General features: G+C 54.6%; 27 protein-coding genes, 1 pseudogene and 1 other annotated feature. Of the genes and pseudogenes, 25 read left to right on the top strand and 3 right to left on the bottom strand.

From position 1 onward, the window contains the following. The first annotated feature begins 2 nt into the window (after window positions 1-2). The gene (murC, locus tag PPOP_RS03670; protein WP_006284701.1) at window positions 3-1,382 is read left to right on the top strand and encodes a UDP-N-acetylmuramate--L-alanine ligase; all 1,380 of its coding nucleotides are present in this window, start codon (window positions 3-5) and stop codon (window positions 1,380-1,382) included. Window positions 1,383-1,490: 108 nt separating this feature from the next. Here the strand turns inward: murC and PPOP_RS03665 are convergent, their stop codons facing one another. Continuing rightward, window positions 1,491-1,715 (bottom strand): hypothetical protein, encoded by a 225-nt coding sequence (locus PPOP_RS03665; protein ID WP_006284700.1) that lies wholly within the window; start codon window positions 1,713-1,715, stop codon window positions 1,491-1,493. A gap of 176 nt (window positions 1,716-1,891) precedes the next feature. On the opposite strand from PPOP_RS03665, the gene PPOP_RS03660 reads away from it, so the two are divergent. The 6 genes from PPOP_RS03660 to mreD all read left to right on the top strand — a co-directional run bounded on the left by PPOP_RS03660 (window position 1,892) and on the right by mreD (window position 7,463). Further along, entirely contained in the window at window positions 1,892-3,160 is a 1,269-nt protein-coding gene (locus PPOP_RS03660) for an SPOR domain-containing protein (protein WP_006284699.1), read from the top strand. A gap of 355 nt (window positions 3,161-3,515) precedes the next feature. Further along, the gene (locus PPOP_RS03655; RefSeq protein WP_006284698.1) at window positions 3,516-4,118 is read left to right on the top strand and encodes a Maf family protein; all 603 of its coding nucleotides are present in this window, start codon (window positions 3,516-3,518) and stop codon (window positions 4,116-4,118) included. Window positions 4,119-4,191: 73 nt separating this feature from the next. After that, window positions 4,192-4,878 (top strand): RadC family protein, encoded by a 687-nt coding sequence (gene radC, locus PPOP_RS03650; RefSeq protein WP_006284697.1) that lies wholly within the window; start codon window positions 4,192-4,194, stop codon window positions 4,876-4,878. Window positions 4,879-4,920: 42 nt separating this feature from the next. Continuing rightward, complete coding sequence (locus PPOP_RS03645; protein WP_006284696.1) at window positions 4,921-5,952, top strand: rod shape-determining protein; 1,032 nt, start codon at window positions 4,921-4,923, stop codon at window positions 5,950-5,952. 90 nt (window positions 5,953-6,042) lie between these two features. Continuing rightward, window positions 6,043-6,942, top strand: a complete 900-nt coding sequence (gene mreC, locus PPOP_RS03640) for a rod shape-determining protein MreC (protein ID WP_199898939.1) — start codon at window positions 6,043-6,045, stop codon at window positions 6,940-6,942. After that, on the top strand, window positions 6,942-7,463 hold the full coding sequence (gene mreD, locus PPOP_RS03635) for a rod shape-determining protein MreD (RefSeq protein ID WP_042227318.1): 522 nt from the start codon (window positions 6,942-6,944) through the stop codon (window positions 7,461-7,463). The genes mreC and mreD overlap by 1 nt, the downstream gene beginning before the upstream one ends. A 99-nt stretch (window positions 7,464-7,562) precedes the next feature. On the opposite strand, the gene PPOP_RS25730 is transcribed toward mreD, so the two are convergent. Beyond that, window positions 7,563-7,775 carry a hypothetical protein gene (locus PPOP_RS25730; RefSeq protein WP_422730613.1) on the bottom strand — a complete coding sequence of 71 codons (213 nt, stop codon included), beginning with the start codon at window positions 7,773-7,775 and terminating at the stop codon, window positions 7,563-7,565. Here PPOP_RS25730 and minC point away from each other — a divergent pair. The 11 genes from minC to obgE all read left to right on the top strand — a co-directional run bounded on the left by minC (window position 7,683) and on the right by obgE (window position 17,226). After that, on the top strand, window positions 7,683-8,339 hold the full coding sequence (gene minC / locus PPOP_RS03625; protein ID WP_006284693.1) for a septum site-determining protein MinC: 657 nt from the start codon (window positions 7,683-7,685) through the stop codon (window positions 8,337-8,339). The two genes, PPOP_RS25730 and minC, sit on opposite strands and share 93 nt — an antisense overlap. A 7-nt stretch (window positions 8,340-8,346) precedes the next feature. Next, complete coding sequence (gene minD / locus PPOP_RS03620; RefSeq protein ID WP_006284692.1) at window positions 8,347-9,141, top strand: septum site-determining protein MinD; 795 nt, start codon at window positions 8,347-8,349, stop codon at window positions 9,139-9,141. A gap of 6 nt (window positions 9,142-9,147) precedes the next feature. After that, window positions 9,148-10,299 carry an FtsW/RodA/SpoVE family cell cycle protein gene (locus PPOP_RS03615; RefSeq protein ID WP_042227314.1) on the top strand — a complete coding sequence of 384 codons (1,152 nt, stop codon included), beginning with the start codon at window positions 9,148-9,150 and terminating at the stop codon, window positions 10,297-10,299. 344 nt (window positions 10,300-10,643) lie between these two features. Then, window positions 10,644-11,597 (top strand): M23 family metallopeptidase, encoded by a 954-nt coding sequence (locus PPOP_RS03610; protein WP_042227311.1) that lies wholly within the window; start codon window positions 10,644-10,646, stop codon window positions 11,595-11,597. After that, window positions 11,590-12,450 carry a M50 family metallopeptidase gene (locus tag PPOP_RS03605; RefSeq protein ID WP_006284689.1) on the top strand — a complete coding sequence of 287 codons (861 nt, stop codon included), beginning with the start codon at window positions 11,590-11,592 and terminating at the stop codon, window positions 12,448-12,450. The genes PPOP_RS03610 and PPOP_RS03605 overlap by 8 nt, the downstream gene beginning before the upstream one ends. Window positions 12,451-12,586: 136 nt before the next feature. Next, entirely contained in the window at window positions 12,587-13,834 is a 1,248-nt protein-coding gene (locus tag PPOP_RS03600) for an Rne/Rng family ribonuclease (protein WP_006284688.1), read from the top strand. A gap of 73 nt (window positions 13,835-13,907) precedes the next feature. Beyond that, window positions 13,908-13,993: a sequence feature (ribosomal protein L21 leader region), on the top strand. Window positions 13,994-14,006: 13 nt separating this feature from the next. Beyond that, window positions 14,007-14,318 carry a 50S ribosomal protein L21 gene (gene rplU / locus PPOP_RS03595; protein WP_006284687.1) on the top strand — a complete coding sequence of 104 codons (312 nt, stop codon included), beginning with the start codon at window positions 14,007-14,009 and terminating at the stop codon, window positions 14,316-14,318. 11 nt (window positions 14,319-14,329) lie between these two features. After that, entirely contained in the window at window positions 14,330-14,665 is a 336-nt protein-coding gene (locus PPOP_RS03590; protein WP_006284686.1) for a ribosomal-processing cysteine protease Prp, read from the top strand. Between the two features lie 14 nt (window positions 14,666-14,679). Beyond that, window positions 14,680-14,991, top strand: coding sequence for a 50S ribosomal protein L27 (rpmA, locus tag PPOP_RS03585; protein WP_006284685.1), 312 nt, complete (start codon window positions 14,680-14,682; stop codon window positions 14,989-14,991). 153 nt (window positions 14,992-15,144) lie between these two features. Further along, the gene (locus tag PPOP_RS03580; RefSeq protein WP_042227308.1) at window positions 15,145-15,900 is read left to right on the top strand and encodes a Spo0B domain-containing protein; all 756 of its coding nucleotides are present in this window, start codon (window positions 15,145-15,147) and stop codon (window positions 15,898-15,900) included. A 12-nt stretch (window positions 15,901-15,912) separates the two neighbouring features. Continuing rightward, window positions 15,913-17,226 (top strand): GTPase ObgE, encoded by a 1,314-nt coding sequence (gene obgE, locus PPOP_RS03575; RefSeq protein ID WP_006284683.1) that lies wholly within the window; start codon window positions 15,913-15,915, stop codon window positions 17,224-17,226. A 56-nt stretch (window positions 17,227-17,282) separates the two neighbouring features. On the opposite strand, the gene PPOP_RS25030 is transcribed toward obgE, so the two are convergent. Next, window positions 17,283-17,411 (bottom strand): hypothetical protein, encoded by a 129-nt coding sequence (locus PPOP_RS25030; protein ID WP_267879048.1) that lies wholly within the window; start codon window positions 17,409-17,411, stop codon window positions 17,283-17,285. Window positions 17,412-17,504: 93 nt separating this feature from the next. Here PPOP_RS25030 and PPOP_RS03570 point away from each other — a divergent pair, with 93 nt between their 5' ends. The 7 genes and pseudogenes from PPOP_RS03570 to PPOP_RS03540 all read left to right on the top strand — a co-directional run bounded on the left by PPOP_RS03570 (window position 17,505) and on the right by PPOP_RS03540 (window position 24,178). Further along, on the top strand, window positions 17,505-17,942 hold the full coding sequence (locus PPOP_RS03570) for an ACT domain-containing protein (RefSeq protein WP_006284682.1): 438 nt from the start codon (window positions 17,505-17,507) through the stop codon (window positions 17,940-17,942). 114 nt (window positions 17,943-18,056) lie between these two features. Then, on the top strand, window positions 18,057-19,343 hold the full coding sequence (locus tag PPOP_RS03565; protein ID WP_006284681.1) for a homoserine dehydrogenase: 1,287 nt from the start codon (window positions 18,057-18,059) through the stop codon (window positions 19,341-19,343). A 55-nt stretch (window positions 19,344-19,398) separates the two neighbouring features. Then, window positions 19,399-20,466 carry a threonine synthase gene (gene thrC / locus PPOP_RS03560; protein ID WP_042227305.1) on the top strand — a complete coding sequence of 356 codons (1,068 nt, stop codon included), beginning with the start codon at window positions 19,399-19,401 and terminating at the stop codon, window positions 20,464-20,466. Continuing rightward, on the top strand, window positions 20,466-21,431 hold the full coding sequence (thrB, locus tag PPOP_RS03555) for a homoserine kinase (RefSeq protein WP_006284679.1): 966 nt from the start codon (window positions 20,466-20,468) through the stop codon (window positions 21,429-21,431). Before thrC ends, thrB begins: the two co-directional genes overlap by 1 nt. Before the next feature lie 16 nt (window positions 21,432-21,447). Continuing rightward, a complete protein-coding gene (pheA, locus tag PPOP_RS03550; RefSeq protein WP_006284678.1) occupies window positions 21,448-22,308 on the top strand; it encodes a prephenate dehydratase in 861 nt (286 codons plus the stop codon). Window positions 22,309-22,373: 65 nt separating this feature from the next. After that, window positions 22,374-22,511, top strand: a pseudogene (locus PPOP_RS21630) (branched-chain amino acid aminotransferase); the annotation flags it as partial. 146 nt (window positions 22,512-22,657) lie between these two features. After that, window positions 22,658-24,178, top strand: coding sequence for a LysM peptidoglycan-binding domain-containing protein (locus tag PPOP_RS03540; RefSeq protein ID WP_006284676.1), 1,521 nt, complete (start codon window positions 22,658-22,660; stop codon window positions 24,176-24,178). The last annotated feature ends 378 nt before the right edge of the window (window positions 24,179-24,556 follow it).

The raw sequence follows: 24,556 nt of genomic DNA, 5'->3' as shown, positions 1-24,556 counted from the left end.
GTGTGAAGACGACGGAACATATTCATTTTATCGGTATCGGGGGCTATGGGATGAGCGCCATCGCCCGCGTCTTGCTGCAAATGGGATACACCGTCTCTGGGTCCGACGTGGCCGCATCCGAGGCGACGGCGAAGCTACAGGCGCAAGGAGCGACAGTACATATCGGGCATGCTGCCGGATATGTCGAAGATGCCGACATTGCTGTATACTCAACGGCCTGCCCTGGCGATAATGTGGAGCGCATCGCGGCTTCGCTGCGGGGCATTCCCGTTCTGCATCGCTCCCAGATGCTGGCGAAGCTGCTGAATGCGAAGAAGGGCGTGGCGGTCGCCGGGGCGCATGGCAAGACGACGACATCGTCGATGATTGCGTTCGTGCTGGAGCGCTGCGGAGCCGATCCGACTTATATTATCGGAGGAGAAGTGACGAACCTGGGTACGAACGCTCGGGCGGGCAGTTGCGAATTCGTCGTAGCCGAGGCCGATGAGAGCGATGGCTCGTTCCTCGCCTACCATCCTTATATTCCTGTAATTACCAATATCGAAGCCGATCATTTGGAGAACTATGATGGAGATTTCGAGCGGCTCAAAGCGGCGTATGTCCAGTTCCTGTCCCAGCGAAGTCCGGATGGGATCGCCGTGCTGTGCGCCGAGGATCCGATCTTGCGCAGCATGGCCCCGCGGCTTGGGCAAGGGGTGGTCACCTACGGGATCGACAAGGCTGCCGAATATACGGCGGACGATATCCAAGCCGAGGATCGCGGCATGACGTTCCGGATGCGCCATCGCGGCGAGACGCTGGGCAGCGTTCGGCTGTCCATACCGGGCCGGCACAATGTGCTGAACGCGATGGCTACGCTGATCGTCGCGATGCAGGCGGGAATCGCATTCGAGCGCGCTGCCGGCGCGATCACCGAGTTTATCGGCGCGAAGCGCCGCTTTCAAGTTATCGGGGAAGAGGGCGGCATTCTGGTCGTCGATGATTATGCTCATCATCCGACGGAGATTGAAGCGACCCTGGTGGCGGCCAAGGCGACCGGGCGCCGGCTTGTGGCCGTATTTCAGCCGCAGCGGTATTCGCGGACCTATTTCCTGTTCGAGCAGTTCAGCCGCGCTTTCACGGAGGCCGATGAGCTGATCGTGACCGATATTTATTCGCCAGCAGGAGAGAAGCCGCTGGAAGGCATCACGGCAGCCGCGCTCGTGAACCGGATTCGGGAGAACAGCAACGGGCAGGCGCAATATATCGCCAGCAAGGACGACGCGCTGGAGCGGCTGAAGTTGCTCGTGCAGCCAGGGGATCTGGTGCTGACGATGGGCGCGGGCGATATATGGAAGACAGCATACGCATTGACTGCGGCTGTAAAAAACGGATTTAGTTGAAAAGACAGAAGGAGACCATTCCGGCGGAATGGCCTCTTTTTTATGGGGATAACCAATTGAGCGGTTCGTCTTGGCGGTATCTTCCAGACCTCTGCCTTCAGCAGGCGCTTAGTCCCTGTCCAATTCGATGTCACGCACCCTGCGGTACGCGATGACGACAATGATATTCCGGCCCCGGCGTCGTCTGCGCAGACGGAAGGTCGTCATTCCTGCCGAGACAATGACGCCTTCAATATCAACTCCGCTGACCAGCTCGATTTCGACTCTACGGCCAATATTTTGGCGTACGAAGCGGCGTACCTGGCGAGGTGTCAACACGTTGCTTATTTTCATGCTACCCCTCCTTTCGCTGTACTACGTTATCATATGATTTGGCCGGAGGCGGGACCTCGATGAATCTAGCATACGATATGCCTATTTTTCATTTTCATAGACAGCGAAGGTTCTAATGTCCTTGAATCTATCATAGATTTCATAGTAAAGAAGAGGACAAAGTGAGGTGGAGCAGGATGAATCGTTCGCACAGCAAAATGACATTCCGGTTCGGCGATTGCCGACCGGCGTCCGGTAGAGAGCAGACCGACCTTGAGCAGACGGCCAATGCGACAGATACGAGTGTCGAAGAGGCAGGGGCACTGCCGGACGGTCCGAGAGCCGAAGTAACAACGGATGTGCACGGGCGGCCGTATTCAGCAGGGGAGGGTGATTCCGCAAGCCCGGCCGGCGGGGACGAGGACGAAACACGCCGGATCGAGAGCTTCATCGGGGAGTCGGACAAGCAGTCGGCCCAGCGCTATCCGCTTCCGTTCTCCATCGCCGATCCGGCGGGGGAAGCGATGAGCGAGCAAGGGGAGTGGACATGGAACGGGGTGCATACCCGTACCCGCAAGCCGTCCCTGTGGAAGGTGCTCGCCTCCGTGGCCGGGGCGCTGGCGACGGGGGCGGTGTTCGGCTTCATTGCGCTCTCCCTCTTCAAGGGGGAAGTGAAGCTGCCTGATCCGACCGCGGGGCTGTCGGATCTGTCCGTGCAAGCGGAGAAGATGCCTGACGGCGGGAAGAAGGCTCAGACCGCTTCGGACAAATCGTTGGCGGACCAGGCCGCTATTCCGGCCACCACACAGCCGGCCTGGCAAGCGGCGGGCGTCTACGACACCGACGTGAACATTCCGGAGAAGACGTTCTACATGCTTCAATATGGAGTCTTCGACAGGCCGGAGGGAGCCAAGACGGCGATAGGCGAGCTGCGGGATAAGGGAATGGCGGCGATGGAGGAGCAGGCGGGACAGCATCGCGTCAACGTGGCTATCGCTTCCGCACGCGAGGATGCGATGAGCTTGAGCCAACTGCTGAAGAATCAGCAGATCGACTTGTATGTCCGGGAGATGAGCCGGCCGGCCTTGACGCAGCTCTTCTTCCAGGGGAATGCCGCTGATGTGGAGCAGTTCATCGAAGATAGCGACAATGTCATCAGCTGGCTAATTGCGCAATCCGTTGCCCATCTGGAGGGAACCGAATTCGCGGCCTTCGCGACGGAAGACACCGAGCGGCTGCGGGCACAGCATATGCAGTGGACCCAGCATATAAGCAAGGTGCAGAAGGGCCAGCCGAAGCAGTCGGCCAATGCCTGGACGAAGCTGGTGCAGGCGATGAATACGGCGATTAGCGCCGTCAATGAATATAACAAGCAGCCGTCTACCTCGCATCTGTGGAGCATTCAGCAGGCGGTGATGCAGTATCTGTCTGCGGAACGCTCCTGGCTGGATACGATGAAGGCGTAGCCTCTCGAGACGTATAGCAAGCAAGAAGCCAGCCGGCATCAGCCGGCTTCTTCTCTGCGGTTTGATCCGAACGATTGGCGATCATCTCAACATTTTCCTCCGTAACTTTGAGGCCCGCCTCACGTCTAACATAAGAATAAACCCCTTCTGAATTGAAGTTCACCTCTTAGAATAAACATTGGAAAATCCCCTAGGTTTCATCCGATGAATTCTGCTCCGGTGCGATTCTGGAACATTTCCTCAAACTCTCGCCATTTTTTTCGCCAAATAGAACAGGAAGCGTTTGTTTCAAAGTCAACTTCCGCGTATAATAAAATCGGTGTCAAAAAATGGCGAGGAGCGGATGAACATGGCAATGCAGACACAACAACAACCGGAATTGATTTTGGCTTCATCCTCCCCTCGCAGGCAGGAATTGATTCGCGCTCTGGGCCTTCCTTATTCAGTCCAGCCCAGTGATGCTGACGAGACGGTGCCTCCCGGATGGCCGCCCGCCCGCATCGTCGAACAACTGGCCTTGCGCAAGGCTGAGGCTGTGGCCCGAATGTGGCGCCGCGACAGAAAGGATGGCATCGTCGTCGGTTCGGATACAATCGTCGTTCTTGACGGCACGGTGCTCGGCAAGCCGGAGAACGAAGCGGATGCGGAGCGGGCGCTGACGGCGCTTCAGGGACGTGCGCATGAAGTATATACCGGCGTCGCGCTCGTCCATGTATCCGAAGGGCGGACAGCCGTGAGCCATCGGGCTACAGTCGTTCATATGAAGCCCTGCAGTGTGGAGCGGATCCGCCGCTATATCGCGACGGAGGAGCCAATGGACAAAGCCGGATCCTACGGCATACAAGGTGTCGGAGCCACGTTAGTCGAGCAAATCGAAGGTTGTTATTTCAATGTAGTAGGCCTTCCGTTATCGCTCCTGACCGATATGCTTGAGTCATTCGGAATCAGAGTGCCATAGAACGCCGGGAGTCCGGCAGGCAAGAGGCTTGGGATAGGAATGCCGCAATCCACTATTCAGGAGGTTGTGTGACATGGAACATCACCCGCTTCTTCGCGATCTGCCCCATGGCGAGCGCCCGAGAGAGCGTATGCTGCAATACGGGGCGGAAGCGTTAAGCCATGCGGAAATATTGGCGATTTTGCTGCGGACGGGGACGAAGTACGAATCGGCCGTCGTCCTGGCGCAGCGCATTTTGAACCGGGCAGGCCATTTACGTTACTTACCCAATCTGTCGGTAACCGAGCTGACGCAGACCCGCGGTGTGGGCCTCGCGAAGGCGATTCAGCTCAAGGCCGGGTTGGAGCTTGGCAGACGGATGGCGCGATCGCGCAGCGACGATGCGATTACGATCCGGCGTCCGCAGGATGCGGCGGAATGGTTGATGGAATCGATGCGTTACTATCAGCAGGAGCATTTTGTTTGTCTTTTCTTGAATACGAAAAACCGGATTATTGCTCAACAAACGATTACGATCGGCATATTAGACGCCTCTCTCGTTCATCCACGCGAAGTGTACCGCGCCGCCTTGAAATACGGGGTAGCTTCCATCATTTGCGCACATAATCATCCGAGTGGCGATCCGACGCCGAGCCCGGAAGACGCGGCCATCACCAGACGGCTCGTCGAAGCGGGCGAGATTGTCGGTGTCGAACTCCTGGACCATTTGGTCATCGGAGATAATCGATATGTGAGTTTGAAGGAACGCGGACTCATGTAATATAATGATTGAGATTGAGGTTTTAAAAAGGAGATTGACAACATGTTAGGTGGCTTTACAAAAGACTTGGGAATTGACTTGGGAACAGCCAATACATTGGTATATATTCGTGGCAAAGGAATCGTTGTACGCGAGCCGTCTGTCGTCGCGATCCGTACGGATACGAAGACGATCGAAGCGGTTGGTGAAGCCGCCAAGAAGATGATCGGCCGCACGCCGGGCAATATTCGGGCTATCCGCCCGATGAAGGACGGCGTTATCGCCGACTTCGACACGACCTCCACGATGATTAAATATTTTATTCGGCAAGCGCAGAAGCAGCGTTCGCTCTTCCCGCGCCATCCGAATGTGATGGTCTGCGTACCGTCGGGCATCACGGCCGTCGAGCAACGTGCGGTGGAAGACGCGACGAAGCAAGCGGGTGCTAGAGACGCCTACACGATCGAGGAGCCGTTCGCGGCGGCGATCGGGGCCGATCTCCCGGTATGGGAGCCGACCGGAAGCATGGTTGTCGATATCGGCGGCGGCACGACGGAAGTCGCTGTTATCTCGCTCGGCGGGATTGTTACTTGCCGCTCTGTTCGGGTTGCAGGCGATGAGATGGATGAAGCGATCATTCAATACATCAAGCGCCAGTATAATATGATGATTGGGGAGCGCACGGCGGAGCAACTGAAGATGGATTTGGGCTCTGCGATGGAATTGGACGAGGTGGAAACGATGGAGATTCGGGGCCGCGATCTGCTGACCGGATTGCCTAAGACGCTATCTATCTCTTCGAATGAGATTACCGAAGCGCTGCTGGATACGATCAACTCGATCGTGGAAGCGGTCAAGGTAACGCTGGAGAAATGTCCGCCGGAACTGGCAGCTGATATTATGGATCGGGGCATTGTCCTCACGGGCGGCGGAGCGCTGCTTCGCAACCTTGACAAGCTGCTTACGCGGGAGACCGGGATGCCGGTCATCGTGGCAGAGAACCCGCTGGATTGCGTCGCTATCGGCACCGGACGCGCGCTCGACAATATTCACTTGTTCAAGGGACGCGGAAGCTCCAGCCTTCGCTCCATTTGATAATCAGGCTATTTACCCCGCGCTGATCCGTTCCCTCGGCGCGGGCTCTATTCCGAGGAGGAACGAGTACCGCTTTACGATGAGAAGGTGTTGAGACTGTTTAAGCTGTTGGGGAACAAACGGTTAATCATTCTATTGTTCGGACTTATATTGTTTATCGCATTGATGGGCTTTACCTTGGGCGGACGGCTGAAGATGTCATGGCCGGAGAAAATCGTGCACGATACGGTAACGTTCGTGCAGCAACTGATGTATAAGCCGGCTTCCTATGTGGCGATTTTTTTTCATGATATCGCAACCTTGAAGGAACTGCACGAAGAGAATGAGCGTCTGAAGATTGTGGAGGCCCATTATATACGGGACAAAGCTTATTACAGCGAAGTTCAGGCGACGAACGAACGGCTTATGGAGGAGCTGAAGTTCACCGAGCGCCAGAAGCAGTTGAATCTGCCGTATGAGTACCGGATTGCACAAGTATCCTCCATTAACGTAGCCGATCCGTTCAACCAGACGCTGAACCTTAATCTTGGCGAGATGAACGGCGTGCGCCAAGGGATGCCCGTCATCTCTGTCGATGGCGTAGTCGGGACGATCAGCCGGGTGTATGAATTCTCCTCCACCGTGCAGTTGTTGACCAATCTGGACGAGAAGGACCCGAATTCGCGCCCCATTTCGGCGACAGTGCTTGGCAAAAGCGATTCCTTCGGCATGATTGAGTCGTACGATCACAGCAGCGGCACCTTCACGATGACACGGATAGAAGAGAATGACAAGGTGAAAGTAGGAGACACGATTATTTCCTCCGGTTTCGGCGGCGTATTCCCGGGCGGGCTAATTATTGGCACTGTCGTTTCTTTGCAGCAAGGAGACCTGGGACTGACGCGGACCGCTACCATCGAACCGGCAGGCACCTACCGCGACTGGCGCGAGCTATTCATCGTCTTCACGCCGGATCCGGAAAAGAACGGATCGCAGAAAGAGGATAAGTGATGAACCGGAATTGGATGATTGGCTTCATGTTCGTGCTGTTCGTATTGGAGGGGACGCTGCTACCGCTCATCATTCCGGATATGTGGCATGGGCGCATTATTCCGCAGTTCATCTTCATCGTAGTGCTCTATCACGGCATCTATCAGCATCGTCACACGGCGCTTATTTTGGGACTTGCATTCGGATTTTTGCAGGATATCGTATACTACGGGTATATGATTGGCCCGCATGCGTTCAGTATGGGGCTGCTCGGCTATTTGGCGGGGCTTCTCTTCCCCGGACGGAATATCACACTCATTCCGATGATGGCGACGGCGGTCATGGGAAGCTTCTTATACCAGACGATACTGTTCGCTATCTATTCGCTGTTCAACTTGAGCAAAATGACGTATGAAGCTGCGTTTTTCGACTATTTGATTCCGAGTCTGTTCGTACAGTTGGTGTTTGCGCTTGCGATCTATGTACCGATCCGGAAATGGTTCGATCTTCAGTCGGGAACCGCTGAAAATGAACAAGACTAAGCAGCCGTCTTTGGGCACTTCGTCCAGGCGGCTGATGCTGTTTTCACCCGCAGTTCCGGTGCTGAAGTCGGGCGGGGCAGGGGAAATGTTCACCAGTCTCTATTGGCGATCGCTCCTCTTCGAGGGGCGTCGACAAAGGTTTTTCTCACGATTCACGGCTTTTTTGCAGGAACTTTTCTTATCCGTCACGAAAAAGATAACCGTGGGGAGGGACATTTCATGATGGCCAAGCCATTGGTAACGATTAAAGGCATGAAGGACGGCCTCGTGTTCCTGCTTGACGATCAGTGCGAATTTACAGACTTGTTGCAAGAATTGCGCGACAAGCTTGACAATACACCGCATTTTTTCGACGGACCGCTTGTGTATGTCGATGTCAAGTTAGGAGCCCGTACCGCTGCCGATGAGCAAAAGACAGAGATGCTCAACATTTTGAGGCAGCGGGGGAATCTGATCATCCGATCGCTGGAATCGGATGCCGATGTCAAGAAGGAAGCGCAAGGGTACCGCGTTCATACGATGACCGGAATGGTTCGCTCGGGGCAGGTGCTACGGCATGACGGGCATCTATTCTTCCTTGGCGATGTCAATCCGGGCGGAATGATCATAAGCAGCGGAGACATCATCGTATTCGGAGCCCTGCGGGGCACAGCCCATGCCGGCGTCGAAGGAGAGACGGGTGCGGTTATCGCCGCCTCGCTGTTTGCACCGACGCAGTTGCGTATCGCGGATGTCATCAGCCGCCCGCCGGACGAATGGGGGTTATCGCAGGTTCAAATGGAATTTGCGTATATCCATGACGGCATGATGCAAATTGACAAAATCTCGCAGCTTTATCGCGTCCGCAAGGACATTACTTTGTTCAAAGGAGTGTAGAAGAACTATGGGAGAGGCTATCGTCGTCACTTCGGGGAAAGGCGGCGTCGGCAAGACGACGACGTCGGCGAATTTGGGGACCGCGCTTGCTCTACTCGGCAAAAAAGTATGCATGGTCGATACCGATATCGGCTTGCGCAACCTCGACGTCGTCATGGGGCTGGAGAATCGCATCATCTATGATATTTGTGACGTGGCCGACGGCCGATGCCAATTGAACCAAGCGCTTGTCAAGGATAAGCGGTTCGATGAATTGTACATGCTTCCTGCCGCCCAGACCAAAGACAAGGATGCGGTCTCGCCGGAACAAGTGAAGGATATCATTCTCGAATTGAAGAAGGATTATGAATATACGATTATCGATTGTCCTGCCGGCATCGAACAAGGCTTCAAAAACGCCATCGCCGGGGCAGATAGCGCGATTGTCGTCACGACACCGGAGAATGCAGCCGTGCGCGATGCCGATCGCATAATCGGTCTGCTGGAAAATGCGAATGTCGGCTCGCCGAAGCTAATCGTGAACCGCATCCGCTCCAGCATGGTGAAGAGCGGGGAGATGCTTGACCTAGACGATATTTTGCAGGTGCTGAATATCGAACTTCTCGGGATCGTGCCGGATGATGAACTCGTCATTCGGGCTGCAAATACAGGAGAGCCGACAGTCATGAACCCGGATTCTCGCGCGGCGGTGGCTTACCGCAATATCGCCCGGCGCATACTGGGGGACATGGTTCCGTTGATGCCGTTAGATCAGAAGAAGGGCGTGCTTACGCGGATGAAGAAGTTTTTTGGGATGGGTTGATGAGCAGTGCTGAACAAACTAAAACGTATTGACTGGGTTATCGTTGGAATTTTGCTTGTATTTTCGGTCTTCAGCCCGCTTGTCATTTATAGTGCGACCCACGGGGGAGATCCGAGCTTTGCCAATACGGCGATGAAGACGGTTGTTTTCTTCGCGGCCGGATTTATCGTCATGTTTGTAACTGCGTTGTTCGATTATCGAATTTTACTGAAAATATGGCCGATTACGATGGGAATAACGATCCTGCTGCTCGTCGGCATCTTCTTCTTCGGATCCAATCTGAACGGTGCAATTGGTTGGTACAATTTTGGCACCTTCTCGTTCCAGCCGGCGGAGGTTGCCAAGATTTCGCTTATTTTCGCCCTGGCCCAACTGCTGGGACGGCGAGGCGGAGATCCGCTTACGTTCACCAAAGACTTGATGCCGGTGGCGCTTGTGACGCTGATGCCGTTCACACTCGTCGTAATCCAGCCGGACTTGGGCAATGCCATCATCTATATCGTTATTTTCATCGGCATGTTATGGATCGGCGGGATTAAGCTGCGGCATGTGTTGGTCGGTCTTATGGTTGTGTCGCTGCTGGCCGGTTCGATCTATGTCTCCTTCACGACGTTCCGTGAAGAGACCAATGCGTTTTTCACCGATGTCGTCAAGCAACAGCACTGGTTTACGCGCATTGATACGTTCATTAATCCGTCCTTGGCATCGTCCGATGCCAATCATCAATCCAAATACGCCATGATCGCGATCGGTTCCGGTGGGTTGTCCGGAGACGGGTATATGAAGGGGGAATTGAAGCGAAGAAGCTTCATTCCGTATACGTACTCGGACGCGATCTTCGTCGTCATCGGCGAGGAGTTCGGCTTCCAGGGCTCGTCGATCCTGCTGCTGCTTTACTTCTTACTGATTTACAGATTGATTCTCATCGCCTTTCAGTGCTATGACTTGAGGGGCTCCTATATCATCATCGGCATCGTGTCCATGTTCGTGTTTCAGATTCTTGAAAATATCGGCATGATGATCGGTCTGATGCCGGTTACTGGCATCACGCTGCCCTTCATCAGCTATGGGGGAACTTCCCTGCTGCTGAATATGTTTTGTATCGGTCTGGTGATGAGCATACGCATCTACAGGGAGAAGTATCAGCTTGAAGATTGAAGATTAGGAATGAAGCCGGAACGGAATATCGGCTTGTCAAGGAAAGGCTTTTACTGTTTGCACCCAGACAGTAAAGCCTTTTTTGACATTGAACCATAGGAAAGGTAGCCAGCTGCCCTTTATGGTGAGTATCCCCATCATTCAAGTGCTAACGTTCCCCTAGACAACGACTCCTTATAACCGATATCCCTAAAGCTCGGGAGCTTATTAGCATGAAGCGAAGGCTTGTTCATATCCGGTGATAGCTTGTCATACAAATGGGATATAAGCAGTCGCTTGTTTAGGGGATTGCGCATGCAGGCAGATATCAATCAAGAGGATATCAATGAAGGGATGAGAAAGCCATGAACGAGGACATTCGTCGTCGGCGGCAAGAACGAATTCGGGAAATCATCCGTCAAGAACAGCGGTCATCCGAGGCGAAGCGCCGATATGAAGCCGGAACGTCCTTCCTGCCCGTTCAGCACTCGGAGCAAAAGCCGCCGATGATTCGGCCCGCCCAGACGGCTAAGCCTGGGACGGCCGAGATTCCCAGCGATAGCGAAGTGATGGGCGGACATCCTCCGCTTCGCCTGAACGAGATGGAGCTCCCAACCGATTCGCCCGATCCGGAATGGCTGTGGAAGGCATCGAAGCGGCAATGGCATGAACGCTACGGTTGGGAGGAGGAACGAAACGGCGAGTTCTGGCGATCTTTTCGCACGCGAATTGTGCTGTCCTTCCTGTTGTTCGCCGCCGCGTTCGCGCTCTTCCGCTTCCCCGCCGATTGGAATGAGCAGGCGCGGCAATGGATCGGAAGGAGCTTGACGGAGGAAATGGACATGCGCCCGATCGCGTCCTGGTATGAACGGACGTTCTCCGGATCTCCCTCTTTCATCCCGCTGTTCCAAGGGAATCGGAATGAAGCGGCATCCGTTCAAGGGGGACTATCGCTGCATCCCCCTGTCAAGGGAACGGTGCTGCAGCCGTTCGATATGAATGGCAACGGGATCCGGATTGCTGCCGACACTGGGGCCGCGGCATATACCGAGGTAGTGAGCGTGGCGACCGGACGGGTTACGGAAGTTGATCGCCGGGCCGAGGATGATATCCAGGTTACGGTTCAGCATGCTTCGGGCGTGGTCAGCATTTACGGCGGTCTCGCCGCCAGCGAAGTAAAGGTGAACGATTGGCTTGAGGAGGGGGAAGAAGTGGGCATGCTGAAGAGTTCGGCGGAAGACCGTACGGCGGCGCTCTATTTCGCTCTCTTGCGGGATGGGGAGTACATTGATCCGACGGATGTGATCGCTTTTGATTAAATGGGGCAGGACCGTCTATACACTGCATCCTTTGTTTATCCTCCTGCTGGCCATGGCGGCCGTGACGGGTTATATATTGGAACTGCTTACCCTGTTCGTTATCGTGATTGTCCATGAAATGGGACATGTCACTGTGGCGCGAATGTTCGGCTGGACGATAACGGAAGTGAAGTTGCTGCCCTTCGGCGGTGTGGCGGAGACGGAAGACGGAAGTCTGGCTCCGGCCTGGCAGGAGTGGCTGGTCATGGCCGCAGGACCGCTGCAGAACGGGTTCATGATCGGACTTGCCCTGTTGTTCGAGCAGTGGGGGTGGTGGGGAAGCGCTTGGACGGACGATTTCATTCGAGCGAATGCATTCATCGGATTGTTCAATCTGCTTCCGGTGTTACCGCTGGATGGCGGGCGCATGCTTCAAGCTGCGGCTTCGCTATGGTTCAGCTATTATAAGACCCTGCTTATCGGGGCCAGAGTGAGTATGGCGATCAGCGCCGCGATTGCGGTATATAGCGTCATGCCGCTGCTCACGGGTGGGAAATTGAATTTGAGCCTGCTTATGCTGGGAATCTTCCTCTTGTGGTCCAACTGGGAGGAGTGGAAGAACATACCCTACCGTTTTCTGCGCTTCCTGGTGGCCCGTCCCGCCCGGCTACGTAAATGGGAACAAAGCGGCTGCCTCGGTCGGCCGATCGTGGCGGAGAACGGCTGGCCGCTGTCGGGGCTGCTGCGCTTGCTGCGCCGGGACGAATATCATTTTATTTATGTCATGGACCCGGGAGGGGCGATTAGGCGCATCATTCCCGAGCAGCGGGCGATTGATGCCTATTTCGACGAGCCCGGGGGACGGCGGAATTGAGCGGCCGGCGCAGCCGGGCGGCTGCCGTTTTTCGTTTTTCTATTATTTTGATCGGAAAGCATACCGGTTAGGTATGTTCACTGCCTCCTGCTTCATGTTACAATGAAAGATGACGCGCTGTAGCAGAGGTGATACCATGAAACAAATGATTGTTCACTGCGAGGAACAAGTCACGCAAATGGCATTGTTGGAACATGGTCGGCTCGTCGAATATGCAGTCGAACAAGCCACGGGAACTACATCGGTCGGAAGCTTTTATAAGGGCCGTGTAGTGAATGTTCTTCCGGGAATGCAGGCTGCATTTGTGGACATCGGTCAGAAGAAGAATGCATTTCTGTATGTTGATGATTGTTTGCACCCACATTTGGAGAAGCAGCCGGAGCAGAAGCCTCCGATAACCAGCTTGCTTCGTGTTGGACAAGAGCTTATCGTCCAAGTGATGAAGGAGGCGCTGGGGGGCAAGGGCGCCCGTGTGACGACCCATTACTCGCTGCCAGGCCGCTATTTGGTCTATATGCCTAACGCCGATTATATCGGTGTATCCAAGAAGATTGAGCAGGAAGCGGAACGAACCCGCCTGAAGCAGCTTGCTGAAGAGCTGCGCGAGAACGAGGAAGGCCTGATTATCCGCACCGTGGCGGAGAGAGAGTCGCGAGAGACGCTGCAAGGCGATATCGAGACGCTTCGCGAGCTGTGGAAGCGGACTACGCTTCGTTCGTCACAAGCGGAAGCGCCTGCCCTGCTGCACCATGATCTGAACATGGTGGAGCGGCTGGTGCGGGACGCGTTCTCGCGGGAGGTCGATCAATTGCTGATTGACAATGTCCGCCAAGCCGAGCGGTTACATACGTTCGTCCGATCGGTTGCACCTGATTTGGAGGACCGGATTCATACGTATAAGGAAGCGGAGCCGTTGTTCCGGCGGTATCATGTCCATGAGCAGTTGGACAAGGCGTTCCAGCGCAAAACCTGGCTGGAAAGCGGCGGCTATTTGGTATGGGACCAGACGGAAGCTCTAACCGTTGTTGATGTGAACACGGGGAAATATACGGGGACAAGCCATCTCGAAGAGACCGTGTATACTACGAATATGGAAGCTGCGGAGGAAATCGCGCGTCTCATCCGTCTGCGGGATATCGGAGGCATCATCATTATCGATTTTATCGACATGGATACGGAAGAGCATCGGCAGCACGTGGTCGAACAGCTGGAGACGATGATGAAGAAAGACAGGACGAAATGTCTGGTCGTCGGCTGGACGAAGCTTGGCTTGCTGGAACTGACCCGCAAAAAAGTGCGGGAACAGGTGATGAACCAGTTCCTTCAACCATGTCTCTCATGCGGGGGAAATGGGTGGAACATGGCACAAATTCCCAGTCGTTAATGGAACGCAAAAGGTTGTATTTTGTAATTAACTGTGCTAAAATCTTTCAGTATGTGTCTAGTGAAGTTGCTTACACATGCTGTAACCGCTCCGGACAGGTTCCAAGCATGAGGCTGGAAACAGCGTCATCACCTGATTCAGGCGAGTCTGAGACATGAGGAGGTGCAACACAATGTATGCAATTATCGAGACTGGCGGCAAGCAGTACAAAGTTCAAGCGGGCGATGTATTGTACATCGAGAAGCTGAGCGCGGCAGAAGGCGACAGTGTAACATTCGACCGCGTATTGGCGGTATCGAAGGACGGCGGCCTCGTTACAGGCACACCGGTTGTATCCGGCGCTGCGGTAATGGCGAAGGTAGAGAAGCATGGAAGAGGCGCGAAAATTGTCGTGTACAAGTACAAAGCGAAAAAGAACTACCGTCGCAAGCAAGGTCATCGCCAACCGTATACAAAAGTAACGATCGAGAACATTCAGGCGTAAAGAGGTGCCGGATGATTCGCGTTACAGTTAGGCGGAAGTCGAATCGATCTATCGCAGGCTTCTCGATTGAGGGCCATGCGGATTATGCTCCCCACGGAGAGGACATCGTATGTGCGGGTGTCTCGGCCGTGTCGGTGGGCGCAGCCAATGCCATTGAGGTTCTGACAGGCATTGAACTGGAGTGCGAGATGAAGGACGGCTTCTTGAGCGGAACGGTTCCGTTCATCGAGCGGAAGGACATCGAAGCCCAGGTTCAGCTGCTGCTGGAATCGATGATTATTGGGTTGCAAAGTATCGAAGCTTCATACGAATCGTATCTTCAAATAGAAGAACTTATAACGACATAAAGGAGGTAGACAACATGTTGAAACTGAATCTTCAGTTGTTCGCATCCAAGAAGGGTGTAGGCTCCACGAAGAACGGCCGTGACAGTATTTCCAAGCGTCTTGGCGTGAAGCGCGCAGACGGCCAAGTGGTTACAGCCGGCAGCATCTTGGTCCGCCAACGCGGCACGAAGGTCCATCCAGGCAACAACGTGGGCATCGGTAAAGATGACACACTGTTCGCAAAAGTGGAAGGCGTCGTGAAGTTCGAACGATGGGGTCGCGACCGTAAAAAAGTGAGCGTCTACCCGGTGGAAGCTGCACCTGTTGCAGCAGCTGTGGAGAACTAAGACGATAGAAGAAACCCTCGGCTAGTGCCGGGGGTTTTTTTTACCCGGCTACGGATCATTTTTCTTGGACGCCCTTCCTTCTACATGATATACTGAAAATTGGGGAGTCTGTACATAAATGGAAGAATGGAATGACGAACGGGGAGCCGGAATATGAATTGTTTGCGATGGAAGCTAGGAGGTTGCATCACGGCAGCGGCCGCATGTGCCGTTACTGTCATTGGATGGCCTTTATCATTCACTTGGAGATTCGTGCTGATTCTCGTCATGGCGGTGATGCTGAGCTTGTGGGGGTTCTTGTTGTACCGAGAAGAGCAGATGCGGCGGCAGCGTGCGGAGTGTTCGCTGGCAACATCTGCCCTCGAGCTAATGAACCATCAGCGCCATGACTGGATGAATGATCTGCAATTGATGTATGGTTATGTTCGATTGAAGAAGTTCGATAAATTACCGGAATGTGTAGAGACTATAAAAGGGCGCATGGCGGAGGAGAGCCGGATTGCTAAGCTTGGCGTGCCGGAGCTGGTCATGTTCCTGATGCAGCAGCGGTTATCCGGCAGCTTGATGCCGCTCCACATTGCGATACCGGAACCGGTTGAATTGAACCGGATGAACTTGTCCATCGATACGTGCAAGTTAGCCGAGGCGGTCATTGCTTCGGTTCAAGCTTTCCACTTTGCGGCGAAGGTGCAAAATGACGGGATAAATCCGCTAAGCGTCAAATTTGCCAAGGAGGACGGCCGACTTGTCATTCTCTATCAATACGAAGGCAACTTATTGAATCCGGATGAAGTGGAATCCAAATTGAAGTATATCGCGTCTGTAGGCGGCCTGAAGCTGGAGCAATCGTCAGCGCAGCAGAACGAAGAGCACGAAGCCTACCGCATTGTCGTGCCTTGCAACGCATAACGGGGTGACAGCATGTTTGTAGATAAGACGAAAATATATATAAAAGGCGGCGACGGCGGCGACGGTCTCGTGGCGTTTCGCCGGGAGAAGTATGTCGCGATGGGCGGACCGGCCGGCGGCGATGGAGGGAATGGCGGCGACGTCATTTTCCGCGTGGACGAGGGCCTGCGCACACTGGTCGACTTCCGCTACCAGAAGCACTTCAAGGCGAGCCGTGGGGAGAAGGGGAGGAACAAGAGCCAGCACGGCGCCAACGCGGAGCATATGATCGTTCGGGTTCCGCCGGGAACGGTCGTCATCGACGACGATACGCAGGAGATTGTCGCCGATCTGACCCGTCATGGGCAAGAGGTGGTCGTCGCCAAGGGTGGCCGCGGTGGCAGAGGAAATATGCGCTTCGCGACCCCGGCGAACCCGGCGCCGGAGCTGGCGGAGCATGGGGAGGAAGGCCAGGAGCGCTGGGTCGTGCTTGAGCTGAAGGTGATGGCGGATGTCGGCCTAGTCGGATTCCCGAGCGTCGGCAAATCGACGTTGCTATCTGTCGTCTCAGCGGCGAAGCCGAAGATCGGCGACTATCATTTCACGACGATTACCCCGAATCTGGGTGTCGTTGACATCGGGGACGGACGAAGCTTCGTCATGGCTGACCTGCCGGGCCTGATCGAGGGAGCCCACGAAGGAGTCGGATTGGGGCATGAATTTCTGCGCCATATTGAACGTACCCGGATGATTATCCACGTCGTGGATATGGCGGGAACCGAAGGGCGCGATCCATTCGACGATTGGGTCAAAATTAACGATGAGCTGAGTCAATATAATGAGAAGCTGGCGGAACGACCGCAGATCGTGGCGGCCAACAAGATGGATATGCCTCAGGTGGGGGACAATCTGGAAGCATTCCGCGAGCAGGTACGGGCGCTGAAGGGAGACGAGATTGAGATCATGCCGATCTCCTCCTTAACCAAGCAGGGAGTTCAGGAACTGCTCTATAAGGCCATGGACATGCTGGAACGTCTTCCCGAGACGCATGTCGAAGTGGTCGCAGACGTTGAGGAGCGCAAAATCTACCGCTACAAGAAGAAAGAAGAGAAGCCTTCCTTCACGATTCGGCGGGAGAATGACACGTTCGTCATCGAGAGCGAGGCGATTGAAGGTATGCTGAAGCGGATGCAAATGACATCGCATGATGCGATTCTCCGGTTCGCGCGCACGCTTCGCCGGATGGGGGTAGACGAGGAACTTCGCAAGCGCGGCGCAGAGGACGGCACCATCATCCGGATCGGCGACTTCGAATTCGAATTCGTTGAAGGCAGCAGCTATTACTGATGTCATAAGGAGACCGCATGTCCTTGATAAGGCATGCGGTCTTCTCGTTGTCATCCCTACGCCGGCAAAGGGGTATCATGCACATCCAACTTCGCGAGATCTGCTTGAGTGAGGCGAAGCCGGACCGCCTGAGCGCTGTCGCGGATCGATTCCGGCTGGGTCGCTCCTGGAATCGGAAGCAACAACGAAACATCTGAATCTCCTATTGCCAATCGGCATATGAATCCGCTATAATGTCCCCTATAGGAAAACAAAAGTCTTTTTACGGAGGACTGCTCATGGTAGAGCGATACTACTTGGTACGGGAAGATATTTTGCCGGATGCGGTGGTGAAGACAGTACGGGCGAAGCAACTACTTGCCTCGGGAGAGGTCAAGACCGTTCACGAGGCTGCGGAGCGGGTCGAGCTGAGCCGCAGCGCGTTCTATAAATATAAAAACGGCATCTTTCCCCTGAACCAGTTGGAGCGAGAGCGCATCGTGACGATTTCACTTGATTTGGAGCACCGATCAGGTATCCTTTCTAAGGTGCTCAGTTCGGTGGCTGCGTTCGAGGGCAATGTGCTCACGATCCACCAGACGATTCCGCTTCAGGGCATGGCGAACGTTGTTCTCTCGGTGGAGACATCCCTGATTGCCGAACCGTTCAGCATGATGCTTGAGACGCTGCGCGACATTTCGGGTGTGAAGCGGGTGCAGGTCATCGGGCAAGGATAAGGCGATTCGGTTGTCGGCGCAGCAGCGAATGTCGGGTAGGAGTGAAGGCTGCGGAAAGACGGTTTCTTTTTTTACATATAGACAAATCGCGTCAAGCGAAAGGGGAGGAACGAGATGAAGTCAATCAAAGTAGGACTATTGGGGCTGGGCACTGTAGGTACGGGTGTCGTTCGGATTGTTGAAGGGCATCAGGAGGATCTGGCCAGCCAGGTCGGGTCGCCGATTCAGATCGTAAAAGTGCTTGTCAAGGATATGAACAAGTCCCGCAGCATTCAAGTGCCGGATCATTTGCTTACGGAAAATGCCTGGGATATTATCGGCAATCCGGAGATCGACGTGGTCGTTGAAGTGATGGGCGGTATTGAGCCGACCAAGGAGTATCTTATGGAAGCGTTGGATCGGGGCAAACATGTCGTTACTGCGAACAAGGATCTGATCGCGCTTCACGGGCGGGATATCAAGGCAAAGGCGAAGGAAAAGTGCTGCGATGTGTTGTATGAAGCGAGCGTCGCCGGTGGCATTCCGATCATCCGCACGTTGATGGAAAGCTTCTCTTCCGACCGGATTACGAAGATAATGGGCATCGTCAACGGGACGACCAATTATATTTTATCGAAAATGAGCCAGGAAGGGGCTGGCTACGAAGAGGTGCTGCGGGAAGCACAGCAGCTTGGCTACGCCGAATCGGATCCGACCTCGGATGTGGAAGGGCTGGACGCGGCGCGTAAGATGGCGATACTCGCGACGCTCGGCTTTCATGCGGACGTCTCCCTGGAAGACGTAGAAGTACGCGGCATCTCTCGGATTAAGAAGGAAGATATCGCTTTTGCCAAAAAGCTGGGCTATGAAATGAAGCTGCTTGGCATCGCCGAACGGAAGGATAACCAGATCAGTGTCGTCGTGCAGCCGACAATGGTCAGCACGGCACATCCGCTCGCTTCGGTGAACGGCGTGTTCAATGCGGTCTATGTGTACGGGGAAGCCGTAGGCGAGACGATGTTCTACGGCCCGGGTGCCGGCGAGATGCCGACGGCCACCTCGATCGTGGCGGATCTGGTCGCGGTCATTAAGAATATGAAACTCGGCGTCAACGGACAGCGCGCCTTGACTCCGTACAAGGAGAAGAAGCTTAAATCCGACGAGCAGATTACGTATAAAAACTTCGTCCTGCTTCACGTCGAAGACAAGGCAGGGGTGCTTGCGCAAATTACGCAAATCTTCGCCGAGTGCGATGTGAGCCTTGATTCGGTTGTACAGCAGCCGAATCCGAACAACCCGGATGCCGAGATTATCATTATTACGCATTACGCCAGCCGGGCGAGCATGAATAAGGTGTTTGCACATTTCGAGCATCTGTCCGTCATCAAGTCGATGAAGAGCGCTTATCGAGTCGAAGATTGATCGAGCAGCTCCGCATAAATCAGTTGAATCCATACAGCAAAGAGGGGGAACAGAAATGAGATATATGGGATTGCTGAAGACCTACAAGCGCTATTTGCCAGTTAACGAAAATACACCCATGCTGACGCTGCAGGAAGGCAACACGCCGCTTATCCGGGCGGAACGCCTGTCCGAGGAGCTTGGGCTGGATCTATATTTGAAATATGAAGGCTTGAATCCGACCGGATCTTTCAAGGATCGCGGCATGGTCATGGCCGTAGCGAAGGCGATGGAAGAAGGGAGCCGCACGATTATGTGCGCCTCGACCGGCAACACCGCCGCGGCCGCGGCCGCCTATGCCGCCAGAGGCGGCCTCAACTGCATCGTGCTGATCCCGAACAATAATATTGCGCTTGGCAAGCTGGCTCAAGCGATGATCTACGGGGCGAAGGTGATTGCGATCGAGGGCAACTTCGACCGGGCGCTGGAGATCGTGCGCGAGATTACGGCCAAGCACCCGATTGCGCTCGTCAATTCGGTCAACCCGTACCGGATTGAGGGACAGAAGACAGCCGCCTTCGAGGTATGTGATCAATTGGGGGCTGTGCCGGACGTGCTCGCCATTCCCGTTGGCAATGCGGGTAATATTTCCGCTTACTGGAAAGGATTTAAGGAGTATCATGCGGCAGGCCAAACGGACCGTCTGCCAAAGATGGTCGGCTTTGAAGCGGAAGGAGCCATGGCGATTGTCAAGGGCGAGCCGATTCCGAATCCGGAAACGTTGGCGACCGCCATCCGCATCGGTAATCCGGCAAGCTGGAAGACCGCTGTCGAGGCGGCCGAGCAATCCGGCGGTCAAATAAATTACGTGACCGACGATCAAATTATCGAAGCGTACCAGCTGTTGGCGGCGAGAGAAGGCGTCTTTGCCGAACCGGCCTCGGCGGCTTCGGTGGCTGGCGTGCTGAAGTTGCACCGGGAAGGTTACTTCACCGGAGGCGAATCGGTCATATGTGTGCTAACCGGACATGGGCTGAAGGATCCGAATATCGCCATCCAGACGGCGGCGAAGGAGCCGCTCGTCGTGCCGGACACGGAGGAAGCGGTCATGTTGGCAATTCGCCAGCTGGAGGGTGAACAATAATGTGGAAGGAAGAGGGCGTGCTCGTGCGCGTGCCTGCCAGCACGGCCAATCTTGGCCCCGGGTTCGATACGCTAGGCATGGCGCTTGAGCTCCATTTGTGGGTCGCGATGAAGCCGGCGGAGCAGATGGAGATTCGCCTTCACGGATCGGAGCTTCACGGCCTCCCTGTCGATGATCGCAATCTGATCTATCGGACGGCTCAAGCGGTATTCCGGGAAGCGGGAGCAGAGGAGCGTCCGCTCGCCCTTGACATCTATAGCGAGATCCCGTTGACGCGCGGCCTTGGCAGCAGCGCCTCCGCCTTGATCGGCGGGCTTGTCGCCGCCAATTGGCTCATCGGGCAGCCGTTGACGGATCAACGGTTGTTCGATATGGCGACGGCAATCGAGTGCCATCCGGATAATGTGGGGGCCTCTCTATTCGGCGGAATTCTCGTGGCCATGTGGGATGGTAAGCAGGCATGCCATATTCGGCTCGATCCGCCAGCCGGCCTCGGTACGGTCGTGGCCATTCCCCAGTTCGAGCTCGAGACGAAGAAGGCGCGGCATGTGCTGCCGGAGCGCATCGGCATGGCGGATGCGATATACAATCTCAGTCGCTCTTCCGTTCTCGTCGCGGCCTTGGCCAGCGGACGCACGGAGCTGCTGGCGGAAGCGATGCAAGACCGGCTGCATCAGCCGTACCGGGCATCGCTCGTCCCGGGGATGCCCGGTATATTGGAGGAGGCGGTCCGGCACGGAGCGCTGGGCGTGGCGCTGAGCGGCGCGGGTCCGACGCTTCTCGCCTTCGTGGACAACCGGGACGAGCACGATTCATTGCAAGTATATATGAAGCAAGCGCTTCGCGATCACGGGGTCGAGTCCCGGGTTATGCCGCTAAGGATAAGCAAGGAAGGAGCCGTGTGCTGCGGAGTATGGGATGATATGGCGGCGGTCGTCGCCGAACGTGTTGATTCATCACGATAGAAGGAGTTAACTTATTATGGCTAGAATTGCGCTTTTGCCTGAAGGTTCCGTGTCGCATGAGGCTGCGGTCCATCTCGTCGGGGAGCACCATCAGCTTGATCATTATGCCTTGATATCAGACGTGTTCTTGTCGACCGCTCGGGGCAAGACAGATTATAGCGTCATCCCAATCGAGAATACGATCGAGGGCTCGGTGAATCTGCATATGGACTGGATTGTTCATGAGGTGGACATTCCGTTCCAGGCGGAATGGGTCTATCCGTCCATCCAAAATATGATTGGATGCCACGCGGAAATCGAAGGAGACTGGTCCCGGGTCGTCAAGATCATGTCTCACCCGGTTGCAATGGCGCAATGCATGAACTTCATCCGTACGTATCTGCCGTATGCCGAGCTGGAGCATACGGGCAGCACCGCCGAAGCCGTTCATAAGGTCAAGCAGCATCCCGGCAGCGGTTGGGTGGCGATTGGAACTGCCCTGGGGGCTCGTACCCATGGCCTCGATGTACTGGCACCGGAAGTAACGGACCATCATCATAACTACACGAGGTTCGTCCTTATCGGCAAGGAGCCACTGAACCTAGAGCGTTCCAGCGAACCGAAGGCGACGATTCTGGTCACGTTGCCAGAGGATTACCCGGGTGCACTGCACCAGGTATTGTCCGCCTTTGCGTGGCGGCGCATCAACTTGTCGCGGATTGAATCGCGTCCGACGAAGCGCCGACTGGGCAACTATTATTTCTATATTGACGTGGAAATGGGACTGAACACGGTTCTATTGCCTTCCGCTCTCGCGGAAATTGAAGCGATCGGCTGCCAGGTTCGCATCCTTGGATCTTATCCAAGCTATGCATATGAACAAGCTGTACACGAGTAGGGCCAATTGATATAGGTGCTTTTGATACGTCGTCGCAATGGAAATACTTGAACGTACAATATGTCATGGTGGAGACGATTCGGCGCAACGCGTTGCGTGACGGCTATTTCCGGATTATCGTCTCCCGCGAAGCCGTGAATCTCGGCCTCGATCCGCGCCGCTGCCCGCAGGCGAGTGTCATTATTATTGTCGAGCAGTTCGCGACAGACAACTCCTTCCTGAACATGGGGAGGATTTTTTTGTATGAGGGGATGTCAAACGCCCATCATCTGCATAGGATGTAGTAATTGATCCTGGGGCAAGTGTCCCGTAGCACAGAGGATGATGAACGTTTGGGAGGTTACAATACGTGAAAATCCATATTGTCAAGAACGGCGAGTCGTTATATTCCATTTCACAAAAATATGATGTTCCGTTAGAAAAATTACTCAAGATGAACCCGCAGTTGCAAGACCCGAATAAGATCGATGTCGGGATGAAGATTAAAGTCCCTTCCTCCAGCCACCCGCAAACAGGGCACGAAATTGTGCATAAGCATGTGGTCAAGGAAGGGGATACATTGTGGAAGCTGTCGAAGGCATGGGGCGTTCCTTTGCAAGAGATGATTGAAGCGAATCCGCAATTGAAAAATCCCAATGTTCTTGTGGTTGGGCAAGTTGTTAATATTCCGAAGGTATCGGGAATGATGCCGCCTTCATCGGAGACTATGCCGATCAATAACAACAAAGGCGAGATGACTGCGCCGAAGCCAAAAGCGGAAATCACGCCACCGGAAGCGGAACTGACCAAGCCAAAGCCAGAAATGACGAAGCCGAAGGTCGAGATTACTCTGCCGAAGTATGAGTTCGAATTTGAAATGGAAAAAGTGGAGTATGATAAGCCGGAAAAACCGAATCATGAATATCCGATTTGTCCTTCAGCGCCAACGCTGCCGATTCCGGCCCCGCCGGTACTGGAATGCCCAGAGCCTCCCGCAATACTTCCCTACATGGAGGAAAAGGCTATGCCATTTTACTCCTGCCCTGAAACGTATGCACCGGTCAAAGATATATCTAACGGCTGGGGAGAACCTCACTACCACCATCCATTCTCCCAGTATCTGGTACCGGCTGCAGAGGTTGTCGCTCCTTCGGGGGGGGGACCGACCTATGTCGGCGATCCGTCATGGGAGATGTCTCCTGTCATGCAACCGCCACATGGTTGCGGAGGCGGGTATCCGCTAATACCGTATTCGCATACTTTGGCGCAGCCTGTATTTGTCTCCCCAGCCGCACCGGGGGACCCGACTCCGACCGAATGGCCGCCTTCCATGCCGGAGCATCACGGGATGGGTAAACACGGGAAATGGCATCCGCATCACGGGATGGGTGAACACGGGAAATGGCATCCGCATCACGGGATGAGCGGACATGGAGAATGGCATCCGCATCACGAGATGGGCGAGCACGGGAAATGGCATCCAAATCACGGGATGAGCGGACATGGAGAATGGCATTCTCATTCCAGCCATGTATATCCGGGAATGCACCAGACTTTTCCGGCCCATGTCTCGCCGGAAGCGGGTTGGCATAATCGGGAACCGTACTGGGGCATGCCTCAACACCACTGGAAGAAGGAGGGTTGGGAAAAAGGAAAGTCATGTGAGTGCGGTGGTCATCAGTACGAAGAGAAGCCCGAAGCGGAGACGGCAACTGCCTCTTCCGCCGAGACGAATGGCGAACCGGAAGAAAGAACCGAGAATACAAGTGATAAGGAGAAGAAAGCGACGATTCGCAGCGTTTCCGGAAAGAAGAGTCTCCGTAGCGGAGAAAAGGCCAAAGCCTCGAATAGGAAGCAGCGTTCGCAAGGAATACCGTGGATTAACGGCTAACAGACTGCCACTTAACAGCAACAGGTAATATCCCCCTGTTCTATGAAGAGTTAGATGGATGGGTGTTACCTGTTGTTGTGGTGAAAACAATAGGCTAACTGGGACAGAGCTTTCGCCAGATGTTCATTTTCAAGGTGTCGTAGTGCGTGGAGATAAATAATAGCTTTAGGGGTTGCTTTTCTAATAAGAGCGTGATATATTTATATTCCTGTCTTCGACAGAGCGGCATCAGCCGCATGAAGCGAAAAAAGATTTCAATAAGTGCTTGACGCTGAATCGAAAACATGATATATTATAAAAGTCGCCGCTGAACGCGGTGAAGAAAAGAAAGCAGCTTACTGACGAAGTTGGTTGCTGGATTGTTCTTTGAAAACTGAA

The sequence above is a fragment of the Paenibacillus popilliae ATCC 14706 genome (assembly GCF_000315235.1).
Lineage (GTDB): Bacteria > Bacillota > Bacilli > Paenibacillales > Paenibacillaceae > Paenibacillus_B > Paenibacillus_B popilliae.
This window is presented reverse-complemented; position numbering and strand designations above follow the sequence as displayed.

Excerpts from the sequence above, each read along its gene's own strand:
- PPOP_RS03665 (WP_006284700.1), bottom strand. The coding sequence starts at position 1,715 with ATGAAAATAAGCAACGTGTTGACACCTCGCCAGGTACGCCGCTTCGTA.
- PPOP_RS03660 (WP_006284699.1), top strand. The coding sequence starts at position 1,892 with ATGAATCGTTCGCACAGCAAAATGACATTCCGGTTCGGCGATTGCCGA.
- PPOP_RS03655 (WP_006284698.1), top strand. The coding sequence starts at position 3,516 with ATGCAGACACAACAACAACCGGAATTGATTTTGGCTTCATCCTCCCCT.
- radC (WP_006284697.1), top strand. The coding sequence starts at position 4,192 with ATGGAACATCACCCGCTTCTTCGCGATCTGCCCCATGGCGAGCGCCCG.
- PPOP_RS03645 (WP_006284696.1), top strand. The coding sequence starts at position 4,921 with ATGTTAGGTGGCTTTACAAAAGACTTGGGAATTGACTTGGGAACAGCC.
- mreD (WP_042227318.1), top strand. The coding sequence starts at position 6,942 with ATGAACCGGAATTGGATGATTGGCTTCATGTTCGTGCTGTTCGTATTG.
- minC (WP_006284693.1), top strand. The coding sequence starts at position 7,683 with ATGATGGCCAAGCCATTGGTAACGATTAAAGGCATGAAGGACGGCCTC.
- minD (WP_006284692.1), top strand. The coding sequence starts at position 8,347 with ATGGGAGAGGCTATCGTCGTCACTTCGGGGAAAGGCGGCGTCGGCAAG.
- PPOP_RS03610 (WP_042227311.1), top strand. The coding sequence starts at position 10,644 with ATGAACGAGGACATTCGTCGTCGGCGGCAAGAACGAATTCGGGAAATC.
- PPOP_RS03600 (WP_006284688.1), top strand. The coding sequence starts at position 12,587 with ATGAAACAAATGATTGTTCACTGCGAGGAACAAGTCACGCAAATGGCA.
- rplU (WP_006284687.1), top strand. The coding sequence starts at position 14,007 with ATGTATGCAATTATCGAGACTGGCGGCAAGCAGTACAAAGTTCAAGCG.
- PPOP_RS03590 (WP_006284686.1), top strand. The coding sequence starts at position 14,330 with ATGATTCGCGTTACAGTTAGGCGGAAGTCGAATCGATCTATCGCAGGC.
- rpmA (WP_006284685.1), top strand. The coding sequence starts at position 14,680 with ATGTTGAAACTGAATCTTCAGTTGTTCGCATCCAAGAAGGGTGTAGGC.
- PPOP_RS03580 (WP_042227308.1), top strand. The coding sequence starts at position 15,145 with ATGAATTGTTTGCGATGGAAGCTAGGAGGTTGCATCACGGCAGCGGCC.
- obgE (WP_006284683.1), top strand. The coding sequence starts at position 15,913 with ATGTTTGTAGATAAGACGAAAATATATATAAAAGGCGGCGACGGCGGC.
- PPOP_RS03570 (WP_006284682.1), top strand. The coding sequence starts at position 17,505 with ATGGTAGAGCGATACTACTTGGTACGGGAAGATATTTTGCCGGATGCG.
- PPOP_RS03565 (WP_006284681.1), top strand. The coding sequence starts at position 18,057 with ATGAAGTCAATCAAAGTAGGACTATTGGGGCTGGGCACTGTAGGTACG.
- thrC (WP_042227305.1), top strand. The coding sequence starts at position 19,399 with ATGAGATATATGGGATTGCTGAAGACCTACAAGCGCTATTTGCCAGTT.
- thrB (WP_006284679.1), top strand. The coding sequence starts at position 20,466 with ATGTGGAAGGAAGAGGGCGTGCTCGTGCGCGTGCCTGCCAGCACGGCC.
- pheA (WP_006284678.1), top strand. The coding sequence starts at position 21,448 with ATGGCTAGAATTGCGCTTTTGCCTGAAGGTTCCGTGTCGCATGAGGCT.